Genomic DNA, 21,340 nt, shown 5'->3' on the forward strand with positions numbered 1-21,340 from the left:
TCGCCCCAGAGCCCGAGCCGATGATCCCCGCCCCCGTCTTCCCGCGCTCCGCCGGGGAGTACGCCGACGGGCCTGGCCCGGCCCCCCGTCGCTCCGCCATGTCGAGCGACACCCCGGTGGAGGCCGAACGCACCGCGGCCCCCGCCGCTGCCCCTTCCTGGGTCTCCGCGCACAAGATGACGTTGGGCACCTGGGCCGTGGCCGGGCTGGTGGGCGCGCTGGTGGTGGGCCTCATCGCGTTCTTCGTGGTGCGCGGCATGCAGGACGAGCCGACGGGCGTTCCCAGCGGGCCCGAGTCGCCCACCTCCGGTAGCCCTTCGGTGACGGACCAACCCGCTGATGTCGCCGATCTGGTGGAGGCGGACGACCTGGCCCCCATCGCCCCGGCCGCGGACTGGTCAGTGATCTCCACCACGGAGACCCAGTCGGACCACACCATGCGGGCGATCTGCCTGAGCACCGCCCAGCCGACGGTCAACCCCACCCATTCCTTCCAGCGCACCCTGGGCACCAGCGGTGACGACAAGCTGGCCACGCTGCACCGCATCGACGTGTACGCCAACGTCGAGGCCGCCAGCAGCGTCATGAGCGAGCGCATCGCCTCCCTGACCACGTGCGGCGAGGTGCCCGCCCGGCTGGTCCGCGCCACCACCATTGAGGGGCTGGCCGAGGAGACCTTCCAGGTGACGATCGTCCAGGAGGAGGCAGTGGCGAAGTACCACACCGTCCTCCTGACGCGCGACGGCGCCGCCCTGCAGATGGTCGACGTCGCGCGCGACGCGCAGCCCGTCGAGGAGAACGTGGTCGCGGATTCGCTGCTGCGGTCGCAGGCGGACCTGGCTGAAGCCCAGGACGCACCCGGCCCCACCGACGTGACGGCTGCCCCCGCGATCGTGCCTCCTGCGCCGCCCGAGGGCTGGCTCGTCCCCGTCGACCTGCCGCGTATCCACCCGGGGGCCGGACGCTGGACGATGACCGGCCCGCACCCCGTCGACGGCACCAACATGGGCTGCGAGAACATGGAACTGGCCACCGAGGCCGGCCCCACCGAGCGGCAGCGCACGGCCTACGCCCTGACGCGTGACGAGAAGATCCCGGAGCGCTTCGGCATCGACGAGTTGCTGTTCACCTTCCCCTCCTCGGAGGAGGCCGCGGTCTTCGTCACCAAGCTGGGCACGAACCTGCGCACCTGCGCCCAGCGGGTCCTGACGGCCGAGATTGCGGAGCACGCTCCCGTGCCGGCGAAGGACGCCGAAGGCAACGCGCTGTCGTCGCTGGTGTTCACCGCCACGCAGGCGATCTCGGACACCGAAAAGGTCACCTACCAACTCATCGTCAGCGTGGCCACGAACAAGGTGGCCTACACCATCATCTCCGCCACCCCCGAGGTGCAGTTCACCCAGGAGCAGCTGACCGAGCTGGCCGCCCGGATCTCCGTCCGGGCCAGCCAGCTCAACTGATCAGACCAGCTGCCCGGCGCGCAGCTTGGCGATGGCGTCGCGGGCGAGCTGCGCGGTCTGCGACGGGGTCTCCCCCACCTGCACACCCGCGGCCTCCAGCGCCTCTTTCTTGGCGCGGGCGGTGCCGCTCGAGCCGGTGATGATGGCGCCCGCGTGGCCCATGGTGCGGCCGGGCGGTGCCGTGAAGCCTGCCACGTAGCCGACGACGGGCTTGGTGATGTTGGCCTTGATGTAGTCGGCGGCGCGTTCCTCCGCGTCGCCTCCGATCTCGCCGATCATCACGATCACGTCGGTCTCGTCGTCCTCCTCGAAGGCCTGCAGCACGTCGATGTGCTTGAGCCCGACGACTGGGTCACCGCCGATGCCGACGGCCGTGGAGAAGCCGTGGTCGCGCAGTTCGTACATCATCTGGTAGGTCAGCGTGCCGGACTTCGACACCAGGCCGATGCGACCGGGACCCGAGATGTGCGCCGGGATGATGCCGACGTTGGACCGGCCGGGAGAGATGAGGCCCGGGCAGTTGGGGCCGATGATGCGGGTGCCCGCCTCGGCGGCCGCGGCCTGGAACTCGACGCTGTCGCGCACGGGGATGCCCTCGGTGATGACCACGCACAGGCCGATCTCGGCCTCCACAGCCTCCATGACGGCTGCCTTGGCGAACTTCGGCGGCACGAACACCACCGACACGTCGGCGTTGGTGGCGGCCACACCCTCCACCATGGAGCCGAACACCGGTACGGGGTCCTCCTCGAAGATGACGGATTCGCCGGCCTTGCCGGGGGTCACGCCGCCGACGACACGGGTGCCGGACATGACCATGCGCTGGGTGTGCTTGCGGCCCTCCCGGCCGGTCATGCCCTGGACGAGGACGCGCGATGAGGCGTTGATGTAGATCGCCATGTCAGTTTCCTTCCGAGGCGAGCTTGGCCGCGGTGCGGGCTGCCTCGTCCATCGTGTTCTTGACGGTGATGAGCGGGTGGTTGGCCTCCTCGAGGATGGCCTTGCCGACGTCGACGGAGTTGCCGTCGAGCCGGACGACGATGGGCAGACGCGCCTCGTCGCCCAGCATCTCCAGCGCGTGGACGATGCCGTTGGCCACGTCGCTGCAGGCCGTGATGCCGCCGAAGACGTTGACGAACACCGACTTCACCTGGGGGTCGCTCATGATGATGCGCAGCCCGTTGGCCATCACCTGGGCCGACGCGCCGCCGCCGATGTCGAGGAAGTTGGCGGGCTTGGGTTTGCCGGGCAGCTCTTCGCCGGCGGCGGCCACCACGTCGAGGGTGCTCATCACGAGGCCAGCCCCGTTGCCGATCACGCCGACGGAGCCGTCGAGCTTCACGTAGTTGAGGTCGAGCTCGCGGGCCTGACGTTCGAGGTCGACGTCCGCGGTGTTCTCCTCGTACTGCTCCCACTCCGGGTGCCGGAAATCTGCGTTGGCGTCGAGGGTGACCTTGCCGTCGAGGGCGAGGATGGTGCCGTCGGCCGTCTTCACGAGGGGGTTGACCTCGACGAGCGTGGCGTCTGATTCCACGAACACGGTCCACAGCTTCTGGAGCACGGGGCTGACGGCCGCGTGGATCTCCTGGGGGAAGCCTGCCTCGGTGAGGATGCGCTCCGCCGCCTCAGCGGTGATGCCGTCGACGGGGTCCAACTCGACCTTGGCGAGCGCCTCGGGCCGCTCTTCGGCCAGGGTCTCGATGTCGACGCCGCCCTCCACGCTGCACATCGCGAGATAGCCGCGGGAGGCGCGGTCGAGGAGGATCGAGAAGTAGTACTCCTCCGCGATGTCGGCTCCGGGGCTGAGCATCACGACCTTGACCGGGTGGCCCTTGATCTCCAGGTTGAGGATCTGCTGGGCCGTCTCGACGGCGGCCTCCTCGTCGTGGGCCAGCTTGACGCCGCCCGCCTTGCCACGACCGCCGGTACGCACTTGGGCCTTGACGACGACCGTCCCCGAGCCGAGGGACCGGTAGGCCTCACGGGCTTCTTCGGGGGTGGTGGCCGTGCGTCCGGCGAGCACGGGTACGCCGAACCGCTCAAAGAGGTCGCGCGCTTGGTATTCGAGGAGATCCACAGTGATTCCTGTTCAATTGGGACGATCGAGCGTCGCCAGCGTATCGGGACAAGGGCCGATACGGTAGCCCTTCCCACGAACGAGCGCGCCTGGCCCCGCCGTCCCCCGACCCGTCACATGGCACGGCGGAAAAGATCTGTGGACAATATTTCGGTTTGATTTTGAGAGGTTCCTGAGAACTGTTAAGGTTCCGTTCGGAATGACCTACAGAACCCCTCTTGACGTCAGGAACCAGGTGAACCACAGCCCGTTGCGCAACGCCCGTCGCGCCGCTGACCCTGTAACCGACGACATCCTCGAAGTAGAGGTCGTCACCCCCGCCGCATCGCCCGCACGCCGCGCCTCCCGCGCGCTGGGCATCTCCCGCCGAATGGTCGCCATGGGCGTCGCCGGCGCCGTCGGGGCCTCCGCACTTTTCGCCTTCGCCTTCACGGCCCGTGGCAATGACCTCGACAGCGGCGTGGACGTAGCGGCCGCCATCCCCGCCGCCGCGATGTCGGCGGCAGCCGAGAGCTTCGAAGACCGCAGCGAGGACGTGAGCCGCAACGCGGTACGCAGCGGCCTCACGGACGTCGTCGCGGACAAAGCTGCGCAGGAGCGCCAGGAGCAGTTGGGCGCCGCGAACCAGTCCGCCACGCAGGCGCAGGCAGATCTCTCTATGGGCGAGCGCGACAAGTTGATGGACGCCGACATGGAGCTCGTCGCCGCCCAGTCGCAGAAACTGAAGGAAGAGGCCGAAAAGGCCGCGAAGCTGCTCGAGCGGGCCCGCAAGGCCGCCAGCGCCGCGAAGGCCCAGGGCATCAACGTCGGCGACGTCGAGTCGATGACCGCCGAGGACGTCGACAACCTCACCAGCAAGGGCGGCTCCATGCCGGTCAAGTCCGGCTACCGCGTCGGCGCAGGCTTCGGTCAGCGCGGCAAGTGGTCGCGCTACCACACCGGCCAGGACTTCCCGGCCCCCACCGGCACCCCCATCTACGCTGCCGCCTCTGGCGTCGTGCTCAGCCCCACCGCAGGCGGCTGGGCGGGCACCAACGTCGTGATCCAGCACAACAACGGTGGATCCACGCTCTACGCGCACATGAGCCGCAAGGCCGTGCGCACCGGCCAGACCGTCAAGGCGGGCCAGCTCATCGGCTACGTCGGCAACACCGGCCGCTCGTTCGGGTCGCACCTGCACTTCGAGTACTACAAGCCGGGCGTGACGCCGGGCGATGTGTACAGCGCGTCGAACCCGATGGTGTTCCTGCGATCGCTGGGCGTTTCCAAGTAGTCGTCAGCACTCCTTGAACGCGTAGCTCACACCAGGAAAGCTGTTCACTGCTCGGTTTGGGACCGTAGACGGTGACAAACCCAGCACTGTCTTTCGCGCAGTGCGCTACAGCTTCTCCATCGGCGCGTGCTTCACGCTCAACCTCTTCGTGCCCGCCGAGCCGAAGTCCACATCGGCCCTCAGGTTGTCGCCGGCTCCTGCCACGGCCACCACGGTGCCCATGCCGAAGCTGGCGTGCAGCACCCTGTCCCCCACGCCCACGCTCAGCACGGTCTTCAGCGGGCCGTTGCCGGAGCCGAAGCTCTGGATCGACGCGGAGGTCTGGCGGTTGCGCGTGGCGGCGGTGCTCGCCCACTGCGTGGTGGCGGCGCCGGTGCGGCGCCAGTCCAGGACGTGGGCCGGCATCTCTTCCAGGAACCGCGACGCCGGGTTGTAGGCCGGCTGCCCGAAGGTGACGCGCACGGCGGCGCGGGTCACGTAGAGCCGCTTCCGGGCGCGCGTGATGCCGACGTAGGCCAGCCGTCGCTCCTCCTCCAGCTCGTTCGGGTCTGTCAGGGCCCGCATGTGCGGGAACATGCCCTCCTCCATGCCGGTGAGGAACACGGTGTCGAACTCCAGGCCCTTGGCCGTGTGCAGGGTCATCAGCGTGACGACACCCTTGCCCTCGTCGTGGTCCGGCACCTGGTCCGAATCCGCCACCAGCGCGATGCGCTCCAGGAACGCGGCGAGCGAGTCGTCGGGCTCCGGCATGCCGGCCACGAGGCCGGATTCGATGGCCTCCTCGTCGTCGAGGTCGATGGTGTTCGCGGCGGCGACGAACTCCGCCGCCACCGACACGAGCTCGACGAGGTTCTCGATGCGAGTCTCGTCCTGCGGGTCTGTCGACGCCTGCAACTCAGGGAGGTAGTGCGATTCCTTCAGGATGGAGGTGAGCACCTCGTCGGCGGGTTTGCCGGCGGCCACCATGGCACGGTGGATGTTCATCACGTCGACGAAGCCCTGGATCAGCTTGACGGAGCGGCTGGCGAGGCCCGGCGCCTCCTCCGCGCGCTGGAGCGCGTCGAAGAAGGTGATGCGCTGAGCGCTGGCCAGCGTCGAGATGGCAGCCTCCGCCCTGTCGCCGATGCCGCGCTTGGGCACGTTCAGGATGCGGCGCACGGAGACGTCGTCCGCGGGGTTCACGATGGCGCGCAGGTACGCGATGGCGTCTCGGATCTCGCGGCGCTCGTAGAACCGGACCCCACCGACGACCTTGTACGGCATGCCGACCCGGATGAACACTTCTTCGAATGCGCGCGACTGGGCGTTGGTGCGGTAGAACACGGCGGTGTCGCCGTACTGGCTCTCGCCCGCGTCGGAGAGCCTGTCGATCTCGTCCGCGATGAACTGCGCCTCGTCGCGCTCCGTGTCGGCCACCCATCCGACGATGAGGTCGCCCTCCCCCAAGTCGGACCACAGGTGCTTGTCGCGGCGGCCCTGGTTGCGCGAGATCACCGCGTTGGCCGCGGTGAGGACGTTCTGGGTGGAGCGGTAGTTCTGGTCGAGCACGATGGTGCCGGCGCCCGGAAAGTCCGATTCGAAGTCGAGGATGTTGCGGATGGTGGCGCCGCGGAAGGCGTAGATGGACTGGTCCGAGTCGCCGACGACCATCAGCTCCGCAGGCTCCACCGTCGGGGACCCCTCCACCACTCCGGTGACCTCGCCCGCGCACAGCTCGCGGATCAGCGCGTACTGGGCATGGTTGGTGTCCTGGTACTCGTCCACCAGCACGTGCCGGAAGCGGCGACGGTACTTCTCGCGGATGTCCGGAAACGCCTGGAAGAGGTGGACGGCTGTCATGATGAGGTCGTCGAAGTCCAGCGCGTTGGCGGCGACGAGCCGGCCCTGATAGTCGGCGTAGGCCCGGGCGATCGTCTCCTGCCGGGAGTTCTCCGCCTCTGCGGCGGCGCGCTCGTGGTCGACCAGTTCGTTCTTGTAGTTGCTCACCGCGTTCATCACGGCGCGCACCGGGTAACGCTTGGGGTCGAGCTCCATGTCGCGCACCACCAGCGACATGAGCCGCTTGGAGTCTGCGTCGTCGTAGATGGAGAACGACTTGGCGATGCCGAAGCGGTCGATGTCGGCGCGCAGGATGCGTACACAGGCGGAGTGGAAGGTGGAGACCCACATGAGCTTGGCGCGGTTGCCCACCAGTTCGATGACGCGCTGACGCATCTCCGCGGCGGCCTTGTTGGTGAACGTGATGGCCAGGACGGAGCCGGGATGGACGTCACGCTGGCTGACCAGATGCGCGATGCGCCGGGTCAACACCCGCGTCTTGCCGGAGCCGGCGCCGGCCACCACCAGCACGGGGCCGCCCGCATGCACGACGGCTTGGCGCTGCGGCGGGTTGAGACCCTCCAGCAGTTGTTCCTCGCTGACCTGCTTCGCCTTGGCCTTCCGCGGGGTCACCAGTGCCTCCGCGCGCGGCGGAGCGGGCTCGTCGGGCTGGAAGACGGCAAAAAGATCCGGGAAAAGAGAGTCACTCATGTCGGCTGCCCAGCCTACCGGCTCGCGCCGACGACTCCGTAGGTACGCTATCCCCATGCAGACCACCTGGAGCCGCGCACGACGGTTCTTCAACCGCCTCACGGCCGCGGTGCTCATCTCCCAGATCCTGGCGATGATCGCGCTGACCGTCGTCGAATCCTTCCGCAGGAAGAAGCGCAAGCTGCGCAAGTTCCCCGTTACGCGGCCGGAACCGCTGCCCGTGGCGGAGGACGAGATCACCGTCTACACCTACGGCGAGTACCTGTTCGACGCGATGATCGAGGCCATCGACGCGGCCGAGCACACCATCTACTTCGAGACCTACATCTGGAAGGGCGACGCCACGGGCCACCGGTTCCGCGACGCCCTGGGCCGCGCCGCCGACCGGGGCGTGAAGGTGCACGCCATCTGGGACGAGTTCGCCAACCTGGTGGTGCCCCGTGCGTTCTTCAAGTCGATCCCGAAGAACATCGCGACGATGCCTCATCCGGCGATCCCCATCCCGTGGTCGCCGCGGCACTGGGGTCGCGACCACCGCAAGCTCCTCACCGTCGACGGCCGGGTCGGCTTCATCGGCGGCTACAACATCGGCTCGCTGTACGCCACCGGCTGGCGCGACACCCACGCCCGCGTCGTGGGCCCCGGGGTCGCCGAGCTGGACAACGCGTTCATCGACTTCTGGAATCTCCACGTCCGCAAGGAACACGAGCGGATCGAGGACAACCCGGAGCGCGACTGGCTCCCCACCGTGCGCGTGCACCGCAACATGCCGCGCCTTCAGGTCTACCCCATCCGCAACATGTACCTGGAGGCCATCGACAGGGCCACCTCACACATCTGGCTCACCCACGCCTACCTCATCCCCGACGACGACCTCATCGCCGGCCTCCGCGACGCCGTCAACCGCGGGGTCGACGTGCGGATCATCGTGCCCGGACGTTCCAACCACGTGGTGGCCGACTGGCTGTCGCGCGGTTACTACACCAACCTGCTGCGCTCAGGCGTGAAGCTGTACCTGTACCAGGGGGCGATGGTGCACGCGAAGACCGCCACCATGGACGGCGTGTGGTCGACGATCGGCACGGCCAACCTGGACAGGCTGAGCCTGTGGGGCAACTACGAGGTGAACCTCGAGGTGACCGACGAAAGCGTCGCCAAGCACATGGAGGACGTATTCCGCACGGACCAGTCGAACAGCATCGAACTGAACGAACAGCGCTGGGCGAGCCGCTCCGTGGTCGCCAAGGTGACGGAGTTGTTCCTGTCGCCCTGGCGCCCGTTCTTCTGATCACCCTGCGACCGGTGCCGGTTGCGGCAGATAGAAAGAAGGGGCGCCCGGCAGCAGCCGGGCGCCCCTTCGGGGTCAGAGGGAAGGATCAGGCCTTGCGGCGCTGAGCCCAACCGTAGATGGCGAGCACGATGAGGGCACCAATGATGGAGGTGATGACACCGCCGATGGAGAAGTTGGGGCCGGTCAGATTGAGCTCACCTTCGAAGATGAGCGAACCGATGAGACCACCAACGAATGCACCGATGATGCCCAGGATGATGGTGGCCAGCCAGCCCCCACCCTGACGCCCAGGCATGATGGCCTTGGCGATAGCGCCTCCGAGGAGGCCGACGATAATCCAAACGATGATTGTCCATAACATGCTTCAAGCATTGCAGTAGGCGGGGTCACTGTAAATGCTTTCGAACCCTGAACTGTCCCTGAGGAGCGTGAAATTGGGCTGGGTTCCCCCCTTAAGGGTAGAGTCTGGAGCCATGGAAATCGTTCATGGAATCTTCTTTCTGCTCCACCTCATCGGCTTCGCGGCGCTCTTCGGAGGCGCTTTTGTTCAGCTGAAGGGACCCCACCGAATGGTCAACCCCGCCATGTTCCACGGTGCTCTCACGATGCTGATCTCCGGCCTCGCTCTGGTGGGCATTCTGGAGATGGGCGACGGGCACGTCAACAACATCAAGATCGGTATCAAGCTGCTCGTGCTGATCGCGATCTTCGTGCTGGTGCTGATCAACAGGAAGAAGGGTCAGGTGGCGCCCGGGCACTTCTGGGGCATCTTCGCCCTTACGCTGCTCAACGCCGGCATCGCCGTCTTCTGGTGAGCCTCAGGCGCTGATCGCGATGGCCACCGCGGCCCCGGCGATCAGCGCCGGGCCCATCGGCACGTCGGCCTTCGGGTCGCGCGTGACGATGAGCACGACCACGGCAAAGAGGCCGTGCAGGACGATCCCGAAGAACAGGCCGCGGCCCACCGCCATCCAGCTGTACCAGCCGAGCACGGCGCCCAGCAGCGCCGAGAGCTTCACATCCCCGAACCCGAGCATCCCGTTGGCCAGCAATGCCGCGACGAAGAAGCCGGCGAACATCGCGAGCGCGGCCAGGAGTGCGCGGAGCAGCGCGCCCCAGTCCCCCGTCGTGGCGGCCATGGCGACGATGCCTATCGCCCAGGCGATGAGTCCGGTGAGGATCACAGTGTCGGGAAGCCGGTGTTCCTTGAGGTCGACGACGAATAGGACGCCCGCCAACCCGGCGATGACGGCCAGGGCTGCGGCCTCCAGAAGGTCCGAGGTGATGAGGCCTACCCCAGCCCCCAGAATCGCTGCCCGAGGTACCGTCCCGATGAGCTTCGTGGTCGGTTCCAGCACCACTCTGGGGAGGAACCTCGACGCCAGCCCGGCCACGGCAGCGGCCATCAGCGCCGTCCAGATCCACATCACTCTGAGAAAGCCTCGATGATGCTGAGCGCAGCGGGCGTCATGATGACAATCATGAGGGCCGGCATGAGGAACAAGATCAGCGGGAAAACCACCTTCACGGGGATCTCCATGGCCTTGTGTTCGGCGCGCTGACGACGTGCGATCCGCTGTTCCTTCGCCTGGCTGTGGAGGACCTCACTCAGTGCGATGCCGTGTTCCTCAGCTTGGATGATCGAACGGATGAATCGCCTCAATTCAGGGACGGCGAGCCTGTCCGACAACGCCAGATAGGCCAGCCGCCGCTGCTGGCCAAGTTGGATGTCCTGCAGCGTCCGGATCAGCTCGGGGGCCAGCACCCCGCGCCCATTTCGGGCAACACGGACCAGGGCCGCATCGAAGCCCAGCCCTGCCTCGACGGCGATGCTCATCTGATCCAGTACGTCGGGCAGCTCCAGCTGGACCGCTTCCCTGCGCTTGATGCCTGTGTTCCACAACAGGAGTTCCGGAAGAAAAAACACGAAGATGACGACGAACAATCCCAGTGCAATGGCTGCCAACGATGGATTGCTCCTGACGACGAGCAACGCAAGCGCAACGGTGATGAGCGTGGAGATCATCTTGACGCTGATGACGCGCTCCAGCGGCCACGCCGCCGGCCGGCCCGCCTTCATCAAGAGCTTGTCGAGTGTTCCTGCGGCCCGGGTACCCACGAGCTTGAGCCCCAGAGTGGGTGCGGCGACCACTCGCGTTGACCCGCCTGTGGTCGCAGACAGGCCGCGTTGCAGGTTCGCCCGAACGTCTCGCTGCACACGTCCTTCCCCAGCGAGGAGCAGATTCAGCAGGTAAGCAAACCCAACCACGAGGAGCGCCAAGCTCACGTACACCACCTGCGGCATTGGATTCACCCCCCTCAGAACTTGATCTTGACGACGCGGCTCAGCCAGAAGATGCCAATGGCGAGCGAAATACCCGCGGCTACCAACGCAGCGATCCCGAGGATGGATTCGCCGAAACGGCTCACGTAGCCCGGGTTGACGAGGGACAAGATCAAGAAGATACCGGGTGGCAGCGCGGACAGGATGATGGCGGAAAGCTTACCCTCAGCAGCGAGGGCCCCAACCTGGCGCTTCAGTTGAATCCGCTCACGGATGGTCGCGCCGACGCCGTTCAGCACGTCGGCCAGGTTGCCACCCACTTCGCGGTTGATGGCGATGGCCTGGACCACCCAGTCGAAATCTTCATTCTCGTTGCGTCGGGCAACCTCCGCCAATGACTCGACAAAGGACCGGCCGAGTCTGGTCTCATTCACCACACGGGAGAATTCGGACGAGGTTGGTTCCTCAAGTTCGGTAGCCACCGTAGCGCAGGCCTGCGGAAGGCTGAATCCGGCTCGGAGACTCCCGGACAGAGTGCTGAGCGTCTCTTCCAACTGGTCACCGAAGAGTTGGCGCCGTTTGGCGGCCTTGAACCGGACGATCAGCACCGCCGCGAGCGGGACCAGGATCAGCGCCAGCATAGGAAGGAGCGCTCCTCCGCTGAGCAGCCCCAGTGCAAAACCAACTACCGTCCCAGAAGCGACCAGCACCAAGAAGTCCTGCGGACGCATCCGGATTCCAGCCGCGGAGAGCGACTCCTCGACGGCGCCTGCCCGCCCGCCGAGAGCGTACCCTGCGACAGCCGACGCGGCGGTCGCCGCCTGCGGCAACAGACCAACGGGCAGCGCGTCCGCAGGTCGCCGTCGCGACATCGGCACCGTGCGACCGACAGTGAGATACAGCACCAGCCAAGTCAATAGGGCTGCTGCCATCAAACCGCCACCGATGTACGCGAGGGTTTGGGGGCTCATCGCAAGCCGCCCCACCCCGGTCCGCCGAATACGGCGGGAGACAGGGAGATCCCGAGGTCCTCGAAGCGGTCCGTGAACATGGGACGCACACCGGTCGGAATCGTCCGGCCCCTGAACCGGCCATTCGGATCGACGCCGGCGGAATAGTCGAACAAGAACACATCCTGCAAGGTGATGATCTGCCCCTCCATGCCACTCACTTCGGTGACGGCAGTAATCCGTCGAGTGCCATCCCTCAGACGAGTGAGTTGCACGATCAGGTTGACGGCCGAAGAGACCTGCTCTCTGATGGCGCGTAGCGGGAGCTCGAAGCCTGACATCATGACCAGGGTCTCAAGCCTGGCAAGACAGTCACGCGGCGAGTTGGCGTGAACTGTGGAAAGGGAGCCGTCGTGACCCGTGTTCATGGCTTGCAGCATGTCCAGCGCCTCTGCGCCACGGACCTCACCCACCACGATGCGGTCGGGTCGCATACGCAGCGAGTTGCGCACCAGGTCACGGATCGTGATCTCGCCTCTCCCCTCGATGTTGGCGGGCCTGGACTCCAGCTGGATCACGTGGTCCTGCTGGAGTTGGAGCTCCACCGAATCCTCGATGGAAATGATCCGTTCATTTGACGGAATGAAGGAGCTCAGTACGTTGAGCAACGTAGTCTTGCCTGTGCCCGTACCGCCGGAAACCAGAATGTTGAGCCTCGCCTCGACGCAGGCCTTGAGCAATTCCGCCATCTCTGGCGTCATGGTGCCGAAGCGTTCCAGATCGAGGACAGAAAGTGCGTCCCTGGAGAACTTGCGGATCGTCAAGGTGGATCCGCTCACCGCAAGTGGCGGAATGATGGCATTTACTCGCGAGCCGTCCTCGAGACGAGCATCCACCAACGGGGATGACTCGTCGATGCGCCGACCTACCCTTGTGACGATGCGTTCGATGATTCGCCTCAGATGTGGCTCCCCGTCGAAGAAGACCTCGGTGCGCGTCAGTTGACCCTTGCGTTCTACATACACGGATTCTGGCCCGTTGACCATGATCTCGGTGACCGTGGAGTCATCGAGCAGCGGCTCCAGAGGGCCCAAGCCCAGAACGTCAGCCTCTACTTCACGCATCAGTCGCTGGCGCTCCGCAGTTGTGAGAGGCACCTTCGCCGCTTCAACCACTGAGTTCAGCTCGTCCATCACCATGCTCCGCAGGCTGGACTCGTCCATATCGGGGTCGTTCACTCGAGTGCCAAGCCGTGCAAACAGGGTGTCGACGGCCGAAGCCTTCAGTGCACTGAGCGCGTCGCTCCTCGCAGGCGGAGCCGTCGGTGCAACGGGTCCCCGTTCCGACAGTCGCGCGGTAACCCTTGTCGTGGGAACGGACGTAGCGTGCATGTCTACCTCTGGACGAGGCTCGGGTGAGTCCGCCGACCGAGCTCCCACTGCCTGCGGATCCGAGCGCCCCCATGGGCTCTGCTCCGCAGGATCAGGCGGTGACCACAGGGGGGCGGCTGGCGTCTCCCCGGACGTCCCCCGGACCTCCTCCAGACGTTCCCTCAGGCTCATGGATTCCTCCGGAACAGCCGCCCTCTAGTGCTCGTCTGAGCCTGTGGCGCAACGGCATCCACCAGCGAGAGGAGCCCCTTGCTCACCGGGTCGCGGCCGCCACTCTGCAGGAGTGGGATGCCCTGGTTGGTCGACAGCGGGACTCCATTGGACTGGGGCAACGCGACATCGACACCGGCGCGGATGGTCGCCTCCACATCGGCGATCGTCATGCCGCGCGAGCGCTCATTGAAATTCACGACGATGGTGCGTCTGCCTGCGATCATCTTGAGGTCATTGAGCGTGTCGATCTCCTTACGCAGGCCCCGCACACCGGGCACATCGAGGCTGGTCACGAGCACCAGATGGTCCGTGTGGTCCAGTGCCGCGAGCGTATGGTCCGTGAGTCCCGGTGCGGTGTCGATGACCACGTATGCGAATTGGCCACGCAGCAGCGAGACCAGTTGGGCCAGATCGTCGCCAGTCACGGTATCCGCATCAGCGGGAGAATCCGAGCCTGGGACCACGAAGAGTCCGGTCACGTGCTGTGTCACGTAGCTCTTCACTGCGATGCTGTCTCTGGCGGCGGGACCGCGCGCGATGTCCGGCAGCGAGTGCTGTGCGTGCAGGTTGAGCGCACTGGCGACGTCCCCGAAGTGCACATCGGCGTCGATGAGAACTACCTGCTGCGGAAAGCGTTGCGCTAGGCCCACCGCCAGATTGGTGGCCACGGTCGTCTTGCCGACGCCACCCTTGGGGGAAGTGACTGTCACCACGACCCCGGTGCGACCGCTGACAGGGGGCGGCAGCATCCCGGGCATGTCCTGGGCTACGCGGGACGCGAACACACGATCGGCAGCGCGGTCGAGCGCCGCGCGCAATTCGTGTGGTTCTGCATTGGCCGGGATGATGTCTCGCACGCCTGCCCGGACGGCAGCTACTCCGATGAGGCCCGGATCGGCATGCACCAACAACACGTCTGCTCGCTGCGCAAGATCCGAAGCGATCCGCATCGCTACGTCTTCCACTCCGGTGGCGTCGAGCACCACGACGTCTGGAATGGCGGCCCTGCCGAACAACGACGCCACTGGGTCATCCTGCTCCGCCAATTGCAGCGGAGGGACCCGGGTGAAACCGTCACCGATGGCCTGATGGAGACGATCCTCGAGCGAGTCGTCAGACGTGCTTAGCAGTAGCTGGATCACTTAAACACCGTCCCTGAGGTGACAGGCTCAACGCCAGTCATGTCTGTCGACGGAGTCTGCCTCGACAGCCAGAGCGAACCATTCTCTTTGCTATAGACGATTCTCGCGGCCATTTGAGAATCCACGGCAACGGTGACCATGAGTTCCGAGGCGGGCAGTTGGTCTCCCGCTGCGGTTCCGTCACCTGCCGGCGGTGCTACGGTGCCCTGGATCCGAGCCACGAGGATGTCAGCCGCCAACAGATCGGTTTGATTCTTCTCGAGCCCGGGATCAGCTTCGGGGTCGGTTGGGGCAGTGGATGGCTCGGCGCCATCAGACGCAGCCGTCATGGTGACATATATACCCACTTTGTCCCCCGCGATGATCTGCGAGCCCACGACTCGCTCGGGCGGAAGTTGGATCGTGATCAGTTGCAGTCCTTCGGGGACCGGCACAGCAGCTGCCACCTGATTGTCGTCCGGTGTTACGAAACGGCTGATGAGCACCTGTTCGCCCACCTTGAGGGACGTCACCGTGACCTGCTCGGCGGGCAATTCGTCAAGCTGCTGGATGGCGCCGGGGACAATGGCGTGGAAAGGAATCTGCCGAAGCTCGACGTACTCGGATAAATCGGCGGATCTCATACCAGCCGGGATCTCTTCGCTCACCACCAACACCGGCCTCGGATGCAATGATGCGAGCGCTCGTTCATCGGCGCCACTGACGTAGACAAAGAGCAGGACACCACCCACCAGCGCCAGCAAGGCGGCCAGAGCCCCCAGGAAGCCGCGTTTATTCATATGAAAGGGTCCTTGTCGTTTCAGTGCAATGGCCATGGGGGGTGGAGTCCTGAATCACTGGGTGAGCCGTACCCCGACCGCCCCGGCGTTGGGGGGAGGACTACTCGGCGAGCCATACTCCAGCACGTCCTTCAACTCCACCATTTCCACGAAACGACCTCGGAGGTTCTGACCCTTGTCCTTCGGATCAAGAGTCAGACTCTGGCAGGCCGGCCAGCCGGGGCTTGACGAGTTGTCAGGGCCGAAACAATAGCCGGTGACCTCGAGTGCAGCGAAGACGTACACGTGGTACTCAGCGTTACTGCCAGTGCCCTTCCACGCATCGAACAAAGGCATCAGAACCGTATCGCCCACGTTGAGCACTGTCTCGATGACGCAACCGTTGGGGATCGAACCTCCCGGGTCCGTGGCGACCCAGGGGTCCTTCAAGTCGATGGTGGCCTCGCAACCGGAATCAGGCGCAAGCCAACCAAATCCGCCCGCGGTTTCGTTGTGAGCCGAATGCGTGCCGCAGACTAATCCGCCGTCCGCGATCGAGCCGCTCTTGCTCTTGAGTGGGATGGCAAACTCGACCGTTGTCGAGGGCGGAGAAACCGCACTGCTGCCCGTCTGGTACTGGAACCAACACATCGACGTAGTGAGCGGCAGCGTCACAGCCTTGCTCGGCGGCCCCCACGAGGCAGTGGCGGCCGCGCTCACGGCACTGGAGTCGAACGCACCGCTGGAGTCCAGCACGGGCGCCAGGAAATGGTCACGTACGGTGTCGACCCTCACCGTCACCGAGGACGGAGCATGCGTGACAGCCGCTGTCACGTTGGAGTCGTTCTTGTTCTGCTCGGCGTACCAGGTTGCCGTTGAATCGGGTTCGCAACCAGTCGCCGTTGCGCAGCTCTGCGCCAGCGCCAGTGCTGCAGAGTCAGCGCCGTTCTGGAGCTGCTTCCGGTCCCACCACAGGGCACCAACGTCAACGGCGAGGGCACCGAAACCCATCATCACCACCAACACAAGGGCAACTACGACCGCGGACGCTCCCCGTTCATCAGCCTTTATCCACCGCATCGCATTACCCCCTGGCCCTCCATGGTGTATCCGGGAAAGAAACCGGTCAGTCCGTCGTACTCGTACGTGATCCTGACCGTCACGGGAGCGCCAGGTGTGCAGGTCCCCGGATCGACAGTTGCGCCTGCGGGAATGCCCGTGGCCGCCGCCATCGCCGCCGCAGGGTCACCAGAAATAGCGTGCGCCCGTGCGGCCTCCCGGGCGGCACCCGCGATATTGCCTTGGACGAAGAACGCAAAACCGAATTCGATGATGCCCATCAGCAACGTGACCAGCAACATCGAGATAATGGCAAACTCCACTGCGGCTGCCCCGCGATCATTGCGGCAACGGGTCATGCGTCCCCTCCCCCGGGATGAGCTTCAGTTGCTAGGTTCGGGGTTGAGGCACATCGCGCCTCAACCCCTCAACCATCACGTCGACCTAGGGCGTGGGGGCAACACCCTTGTTCTTGATGCCGTCTGAAACACCCTTAAACAGGTCGTTGAGTTGCCCACCGAGCGTGAACACGATGGCGATGATGACGACAGCGATCGCCGCGACCATGATGCCGTACTCAACTGCGGTGGCACCCCTCTCGGACTTCATCCGCGGTGCGATGACGCCCCGGAGGACGGCCTGCATGTAATCGAGCATGAGTCTTCCTTTCGACGGGGGAAAGATTCGGCGACCCGGCAGAGCTGACGGACTTCGGTCGACCCGTCCCCCAACGGGTCGCAAGCAGGACAATACATGATTTGAAGGAAAGTGCGAGTCGGAATATCCAAACTGAACCTTTGGCATGATAGAGACGTGCATGCTCACCCGACTACCTGCCCAACGGCACGTGACGCTAGGGTGAGCGGCACGTGACCATCTGGGGGGAGGGCACCATGCGACGTCTATCAGCCGTGCTCGTAAGTTTGTGGCTTTGTTCGGCACAAGCAGGGGCAGCGTTCGCCGCGCCGCCGGCCGCCACCATCGACGATGTCCTCGAGGCTCTGCAGGTTCAACCCCAGGAATCCGACTACGTGATCGTCGTCGACACGTCTCTGTCGATGCGGGCGGAAGAACGCTACGCCAGGGTCGCGGAAGCGCTCGGCGTGACGCTCACGCAGTTGCAGCCCACCGACCACGTGGCTCTCATCACCTTCGACGACGGCGCCCGAGTCGCCTACCGCGGACCCCGCGGAGACGACCCCCAAGCAGTACTGAACGAGCTCCCCGCGCAGCCCTCGGGTGACCAGACCGACATCGGCGCCGGCCTCGAACTGGGCCTTGAGGAGCTTGAACGCCCCGACGCCAAGGCTGCCGGAGCGCTGGTGCTCATCACGGACGGCGACCTCGACACCAAGCCGGACTCGCCTTTCGCTGAGCCCACGTCCGAAGGGTGGGTAGACCTCAAGGCGCGGGCTGCGGCCCTGAGCGCCAGGGACATCGCCACCTACGCCCTGTCGGTGGAAGAAGAAACGGACGCCGGCCTGATGACCGGGGTGTTCCCAGACACGCAGGAGATCCCCGTCACCCAGTTCGCCGACGTACTGAGCGACCTGCGCATGCAACTGCTCACCTTCCAGGCCAAGCAGAAGCTGGATCCCGACCTGGCGGCCGGCGCCCTCACGGCGAAATTCACTAACACCAAGGCCCTGGGCGCTGGCAAACACTCCGCCACGCTGCAGTTTTCCTCGACCTACGGCCTCCTTCCCGCACACCTCACGGGCCTCGCTGCGGAAGTTACCGGCTCAGCTCCGGTCACCGTCGAGGGGTTGCCGGACGAAGTGATTCTCACCCCCGGCCAAACTGTCGACCTTCCCTTGACGTTGACCGTGGACGAGTGGGATGGCAGCCAATCTGACCTCCTCATCACTGCCGTGGCGGACAGTTCCTGGAGTGACGTGGTGCGCACGGAGTTGCGGACCCCCGTGGAGTTGACCCTCACCGCCACACCGCTCCAACTGGTCGATGAGCCGGCGCCCGCCGCGTCAGAAGACGCAGTCGCCGGAGAGACGCCACAGCCGACTCCCTCCCGCACTGCGGTGGCACCCGCCCCGCCCGATACTGAGCAGGCGGAACTCGACCCGCTCCCGCTCATCATCGGCGGCGCGGTGCTGGTGCTGCTGGGCCTGGCGGCGCTCTTCTACTTCAGCCGCGCCAAGCTCGAGGGATCGCTCACCGTGCTGCGCGACGGGCAACTGGTGCAGGAGATGCTGCTCACAGGAAGGTCTGTGTCGTTGACTCCCCCACAGCCGGGAATGGGGCCCTCGGGTGCGGTGTCGGCGATGGCCGGCAAGCGCGAACAGGTGCTCATCAAGGCCGCGGTGGACGGCGGGAAGCCGGCCAAGGCCAAGCTGGCCGACGGCGAAAGCGTTCGCGTGGGCGAGTACGAACTGGTCTACACCGGCACCCGAAGCCGGGTGTTGGCGAAGATCAGCTGAACAGCGGGAGCGGCTAGACCAAGTGGCGGTCGGTGGCCCACTTCGTGAGCTGGTGCCGGTTCGACAGCTGCAGCTTCCGCAACACCGACGACACGTGGGTTTCCACCGTCTTGATCGAGATGAACAGCTCCTTCGCGACCTCCTTGTAGGAGTAGCCGCGGGCGATGAGCTTCATCACCTCGCGCTCGCGGGCGCTCAGCTTGTCCAGTTCCTCGTCCACCTGCGCGATGTCGATGGCGCCGCTGAAGGCGTCCAGCACGAAGCCGGCCAGCCGCGGGGAGAACACCGCGTCACCGGCGGCCACGCGCGCCATGCCCTCGATCAGTTCCTCCGAGCTGATCGACTTGGTCACGTAGCCGCGGGCGCCGGCGCGGATGACGCCGATCACGTCCTGCGCCGCGTCGGAAACCGACAGCGCCAGGAACTTCACGTCTGGTTTGGTGGGCAGCACCTGCTTGATCACTTCGGCGCCACCGCCGCCGGGCAGGTGCACGTCGAGCAGCACGACGTCGGGTTCAGTCTCGAGGATTGCCTTCACCGCGGTCTCGACATCCTCACCCTCACCCACGATGGTGACGTGCTGGCCGATCTCGTGGTTGACGCCTGCCCGGAACATCGCGTGGTCATCCACTATGACAACCCGCAACCCGGCCACATCATGGGCCTGATCCTCACTCATCCGCTCATCTCCAGTTTCACTTCAGTGCCGTCCCCGAGCTCCGAGCGGATCGTCGCGTTACCCCCGTAACGTTCCATGCGAGCCCGGATCGATTCTCTCACGCCCATGCGCCCGTCGGGCAATTGCTCGGTATCGAACCCCTTGCCACGGTCCCGAATGAACACCTCGATCTGTCCATCATCCACTTCGGCGTACACATCGACGCGTGGCGCGCCCGAATGCTTGGCCGCATTCGTGACCGCTTCACCGGTGGCGAGGATGAGGGCCTCCACCTTGTCGTCGACGGTGGCGTCCCCCACACAGACCAGTTCGACGTCGACGGGGAACCGGCCCTCCACGTCGGTGGCCATCTCCTGCAGGGCGGAACGCAGCGACGCGGCCCGCGCCGTCTCGCCGTAGAGCCAGGTGCGCAATTCACGCTCCTGACGGCGGGCCAGTTGTGCGACGGTGGCGGAATCGTCCGCCTGGCGCTGGATGAGGGCAAGCGTCTGGAGGACGGAATCATGCAGGTGCGCAGCCATGTCGGCGCGCGCCTCCGCGCGGTGGCGCTCCGCGTCGGCACGGCGCACCCGGTTGCGGTGCTGGTACAGCCACGGGGCCGCCACGATGAACAGGCCGGCCAGGAGCAGCGCGGACGCGCCGAGCACGCCGGGGAGCTGTGCCAGGCCGATCTGCGTCGCCAGCGTCCACGAGATGCCGGCACCCACGAGCACCAGCCCGCCGACCAGGCGCACGATGCTCATCGTGCCGCCGCCGCGGGTGACCCGGGCCCACAACCGCGCGTCGGTGCTGCGGGTGGTGGCCACCCGCTCGTCGACCTGCAACCAGATCACGATGATGCCCACGCCGCCGATCACCATCGGCCAGAACAGCGCCGTGGGGACCACACCGCCCGAGACGAAGAGCCACAGCAGACCGACGACCACCAGGCCCCCGGCCACCAGCACACCGTGGTCCGGGCGCGAGGCGGGCAGCAGCGTGGGGCGCATGCCGCGTCGGGTCGCGGCCTCGAGGCCCGCGGCCTCCTCCAGCCGGCCGCTGGGCAGCAGCACCCACAGGGCACCGTAGGCGAGGAGACCCAGGCCGGAGAGCAGGGCGCCGATCACGAAGGCCAACCGCACCATCCGCACGTTGACGCCCAGGTGGGCGGCCAGACCGGCGGCCACACCGGCGATCACACCGGACTCGACGCGGCGTTGCAGCGGCGCGCGCGCGGGCACGCTGGGCACCACCGGTAGCTGAGTCATGACCCCAGATTGTCACGGGTGTCCCCCTCAGGCCAGACCGGAGAGCCGTTTCCAGGGGCGCTTCAGGGGCTCACCCGATGCTCTTTCGGCCCAGGCCAGAGCAGACTGGAGCCATGACCACAGAACTCGACCTCGGCTGGTTCGATCCGAGCCTCGGCGCCCTGCAGCGCCCGGAGGCCGCCGGCGTCTCCACCGGCCTCAGCCGCGCCATCGCCGGGCGGCTGGGCGTCGACGTGGTCCTCGTGCGTGTCGTGTTCATCGTGTTGGCTTTCTGCGCCGGCCTCGGCCTGGCCCTCTACGGTTGGGGCACCGTCCTCACCCGCGGCCCGCAGGGCACCCGCCCCATCGACCAGGTGCTGCCCGGCTTCCGCGACTGGTCCCCCTTCATGCAGAAGGCCGCCGTCGTGATCTCCACCATCATCGTGGTGGCCACCCTCGACGCCGCGCTCCCCCTCCCCTGGGGCGCCGGCGTCCTGGTGCTGATCGCGCTGGTGCTGGTTCGCCGTCGGGTACGGAAGGCGGGCGCGTTCCCGCCTGCCCACTACCCTCCGC

At 66.0% G+C, this 21,340-nt stretch carries 21 protein-coding genes; 6 read left to right on the forward strand and 15 right to left on the reverse strand.

What is annotated here, in order from left to right; genetic code table 11:
- The coding region (locus C3E87_RS14175) for a hypothetical protein (protein WP_233120826.1) at positions 1 to 1,460 on the forward strand (1,460 nt) is incomplete at its 5' end.
- On the opposite strand, the gene sucD is transcribed toward C3E87_RS14175, so the two are convergent.
- The gene (gene sucD / locus C3E87_RS14180; protein ID WP_076064107.1) at positions 1,461 to 2,360 is read right to left on the reverse strand and encodes a succinate--CoA ligase subunit alpha; all 900 of its coding nucleotides are present in this window, start codon (positions 2,358 to 2,360) and stop codon (positions 1,461 to 1,463) included.
- Position 2,361: 1 nt separating this feature from the next.
- A complete protein-coding gene (gene sucC, locus C3E87_RS14185) occupies positions 2,362 to 3,537 on the reverse strand; it encodes an ADP-forming succinate--CoA ligase subunit beta (protein WP_076064110.1) in 1,176 nt (391 codons plus the stop codon).
- 199 nt (positions 3,538 to 3,736) lie between these two features.
- Here sucC and C3E87_RS14190 point away from each other — a divergent pair, with 199 nt between their 5' ends.
- A complete protein-coding gene (locus C3E87_RS14190; RefSeq protein WP_076064112.1) occupies positions 3,737 to 4,810 on the forward strand; it encodes a M23 family metallopeptidase in 1,074 nt (357 codons plus the stop codon).
- Between the two features lie 105 nt (positions 4,811 to 4,915).
- Here C3E87_RS14190 and pcrA read toward each other — a convergent pair whose 3' ends face one another.
- Positions 4,916 to 7,339, reverse strand: a complete 2,424-nt coding sequence (pcrA, locus tag C3E87_RS14195; RefSeq protein ID WP_076064115.1) for a DNA helicase PcrA — start codon at positions 7,337 to 7,339, stop codon at positions 4,916 to 4,918.
- Positions 7,340 to 7,394: 55 nt separating this feature from the next.
- Between pcrA and C3E87_RS14200 the strand changes: the two genes are divergently transcribed.
- On the forward strand, positions 7,395 to 8,627 hold the full coding sequence (locus tag C3E87_RS14200; protein WP_076064117.1) for a phosphatidylserine/phosphatidylglycerophosphate/cardiolipin synthase family protein: 1,233 nt from the start codon (positions 7,395 to 7,397) through the stop codon (positions 8,625 to 8,627).
- An 88-nt stretch (positions 8,628 to 8,715) separates the two neighbouring features.
- Here the strand turns inward: C3E87_RS14200 and C3E87_RS14205 are convergent, their stop codons facing one another.
- On the reverse strand, positions 8,716 to 8,991 hold the full coding sequence (locus tag C3E87_RS14205) for a GlsB/YeaQ/YmgE family stress response membrane protein (protein WP_076064120.1): 276 nt from the start codon (positions 8,989 to 8,991) through the stop codon (positions 8,716 to 8,718).
- 112 nt (positions 8,992 to 9,103) lie between these two features.
- On the opposite strand from C3E87_RS14205, the gene C3E87_RS14210 reads away from it, so the two are divergent.
- Positions 9,104 to 9,445 (forward strand): hypothetical protein, encoded by a 342-nt coding sequence (locus tag C3E87_RS14210; protein WP_076064122.1) that lies wholly within the window; start codon positions 9,104 to 9,106, stop codon positions 9,443 to 9,445.
- Positions 9,446 to 9,448: 3 nt separating this feature from the next.
- Here the strand turns inward: C3E87_RS14210 and C3E87_RS14215 are convergent, their stop codons facing one another.
- The 9 genes from C3E87_RS14215 to C3E87_RS14255 form a co-directional block, all read right to left on the reverse strand.
- A complete protein-coding gene (locus C3E87_RS14215; RefSeq protein WP_076064124.1) occupies positions 9,449 to 10,057 on the reverse strand; it encodes a prepilin peptidase in 609 nt (202 codons plus the stop codon).
- Positions 10,057 to 10,935 (reverse strand): type II secretion system F family protein, encoded by an 879-nt coding sequence (locus C3E87_RS14220; protein WP_076064127.1) that lies wholly within the window; start codon positions 10,933 to 10,935, stop codon positions 10,057 to 10,059. The genes C3E87_RS14215 and C3E87_RS14220 overlap by 1 nt, the downstream gene beginning before the upstream one ends.
- A 14-nt stretch (positions 10,936 to 10,949) precedes the next feature.
- Positions 10,950 to 11,885: a type II secretion system F family protein gene (locus C3E87_RS14225; RefSeq protein ID WP_076064151.1), complete on the reverse strand. Its 936-nt coding sequence runs from the start codon at positions 11,883 to 11,885 to the stop codon at positions 10,950 to 10,952.
- Positions 11,882 to 13,087: a CpaF family protein gene (locus C3E87_RS14230; protein ID WP_198928329.1), complete on the reverse strand. Its 1,206-nt coding sequence runs from the start codon at positions 13,085 to 13,087 to the stop codon at positions 11,882 to 11,884. Before C3E87_RS14230 ends, C3E87_RS14225 begins: the two co-directional genes overlap by 4 nt.
- A 335-nt stretch (positions 13,088 to 13,422) precedes the next feature.
- A complete protein-coding gene (locus tag C3E87_RS14235; protein ID WP_076064132.1) occupies positions 13,423 to 14,610 on the reverse strand; it encodes an AAA family ATPase in 1,188 nt (395 codons plus the stop codon).
- Positions 14,607 to 15,425 carry a Flp pilus assembly protein CpaB gene (locus C3E87_RS14240; RefSeq protein ID WP_083665701.1) on the reverse strand — a complete coding sequence of 273 codons (819 nt, stop codon included), beginning with the start codon at positions 15,423 to 15,425 and terminating at the stop codon, positions 14,607 to 14,609. Before C3E87_RS14240 ends, C3E87_RS14235 begins: the two co-directional genes overlap by 4 nt.
- An 18-nt stretch (positions 15,426 to 15,443) precedes the next feature.
- Positions 15,444 to 16,448 carry a Tad domain-containing protein gene (locus tag C3E87_RS14245; protein ID WP_076064137.1) on the reverse strand — a complete coding sequence of 335 codons (1,005 nt, stop codon included), beginning with the start codon at positions 16,446 to 16,448 and terminating at the stop codon, positions 15,444 to 15,446.
- A complete protein-coding gene (locus C3E87_RS14250) occupies positions 16,436 to 16,786 on the reverse strand; it encodes a TadE family protein (RefSeq protein WP_076064139.1) in 351 nt (116 codons plus the stop codon). The genes C3E87_RS14245 and C3E87_RS14250 overlap by 13 nt, the downstream gene beginning before the upstream one ends.
- Positions 16,787 to 16,871: 85 nt before the next feature.
- Complete coding sequence (locus C3E87_RS14255) at positions 16,872 to 17,084, reverse strand: Flp family type IVb pilin (RefSeq protein WP_076064142.1); 213 nt, start codon at positions 17,082 to 17,084, stop codon at positions 16,872 to 16,874.
- A gap of 254 nt (positions 17,085 to 17,338) precedes the next feature.
- On the opposite strand from C3E87_RS14255, the gene C3E87_RS14260 reads away from it, so the two are divergent.
- Positions 17,339 to 18,862 carry a VWA domain-containing protein gene (locus C3E87_RS14260; protein WP_158069099.1) on the forward strand — a complete coding sequence of 508 codons (1,524 nt, stop codon included), beginning with the start codon at positions 17,339 to 17,341 and terminating at the stop codon, positions 18,860 to 18,862.
- A gap of 13 nt (positions 18,863 to 18,875) precedes the next feature.
- Here C3E87_RS14260 and C3E87_RS14265 read toward each other — a convergent pair whose 3' ends face one another.
- Both C3E87_RS14265 and C3E87_RS14270 read right to left on the reverse strand, forming a co-directional pair.
- Complete coding sequence (locus tag C3E87_RS14265) at positions 18,876 to 19,541, reverse strand: response regulator transcription factor (RefSeq protein ID WP_076064146.1); 666 nt, start codon at positions 19,539 to 19,541, stop codon at positions 18,876 to 18,878.
- Positions 19,538 to 20,788: an ATP-binding protein gene (locus C3E87_RS14270; RefSeq protein WP_076064149.1), complete on the reverse strand. Its 1,251-nt coding sequence runs from the start codon at positions 20,786 to 20,788 to the stop codon at positions 19,538 to 19,540. Before C3E87_RS14270 ends, C3E87_RS14265 begins: the two co-directional genes overlap by 4 nt.
- Before the next feature lie 113 nt (positions 20,789 to 20,901).
- Between C3E87_RS14270 and C3E87_RS14275 the strand changes: the two genes are divergently transcribed.
- Positions 20,902 to 21,340 (forward strand): PspC domain-containing protein (locus C3E87_RS14275; RefSeq protein WP_198928328.1); only part of this gene is annotated, 439 nt, incomplete at its 3' end.

This window comes from Tessaracoccus sp. ZS01, assembly GCF_022342445.1.
Lineage (GTDB): Bacteria > Actinomycetota > Actinomycetes > Propionibacteriales > Propionibacteriaceae > Arachnia.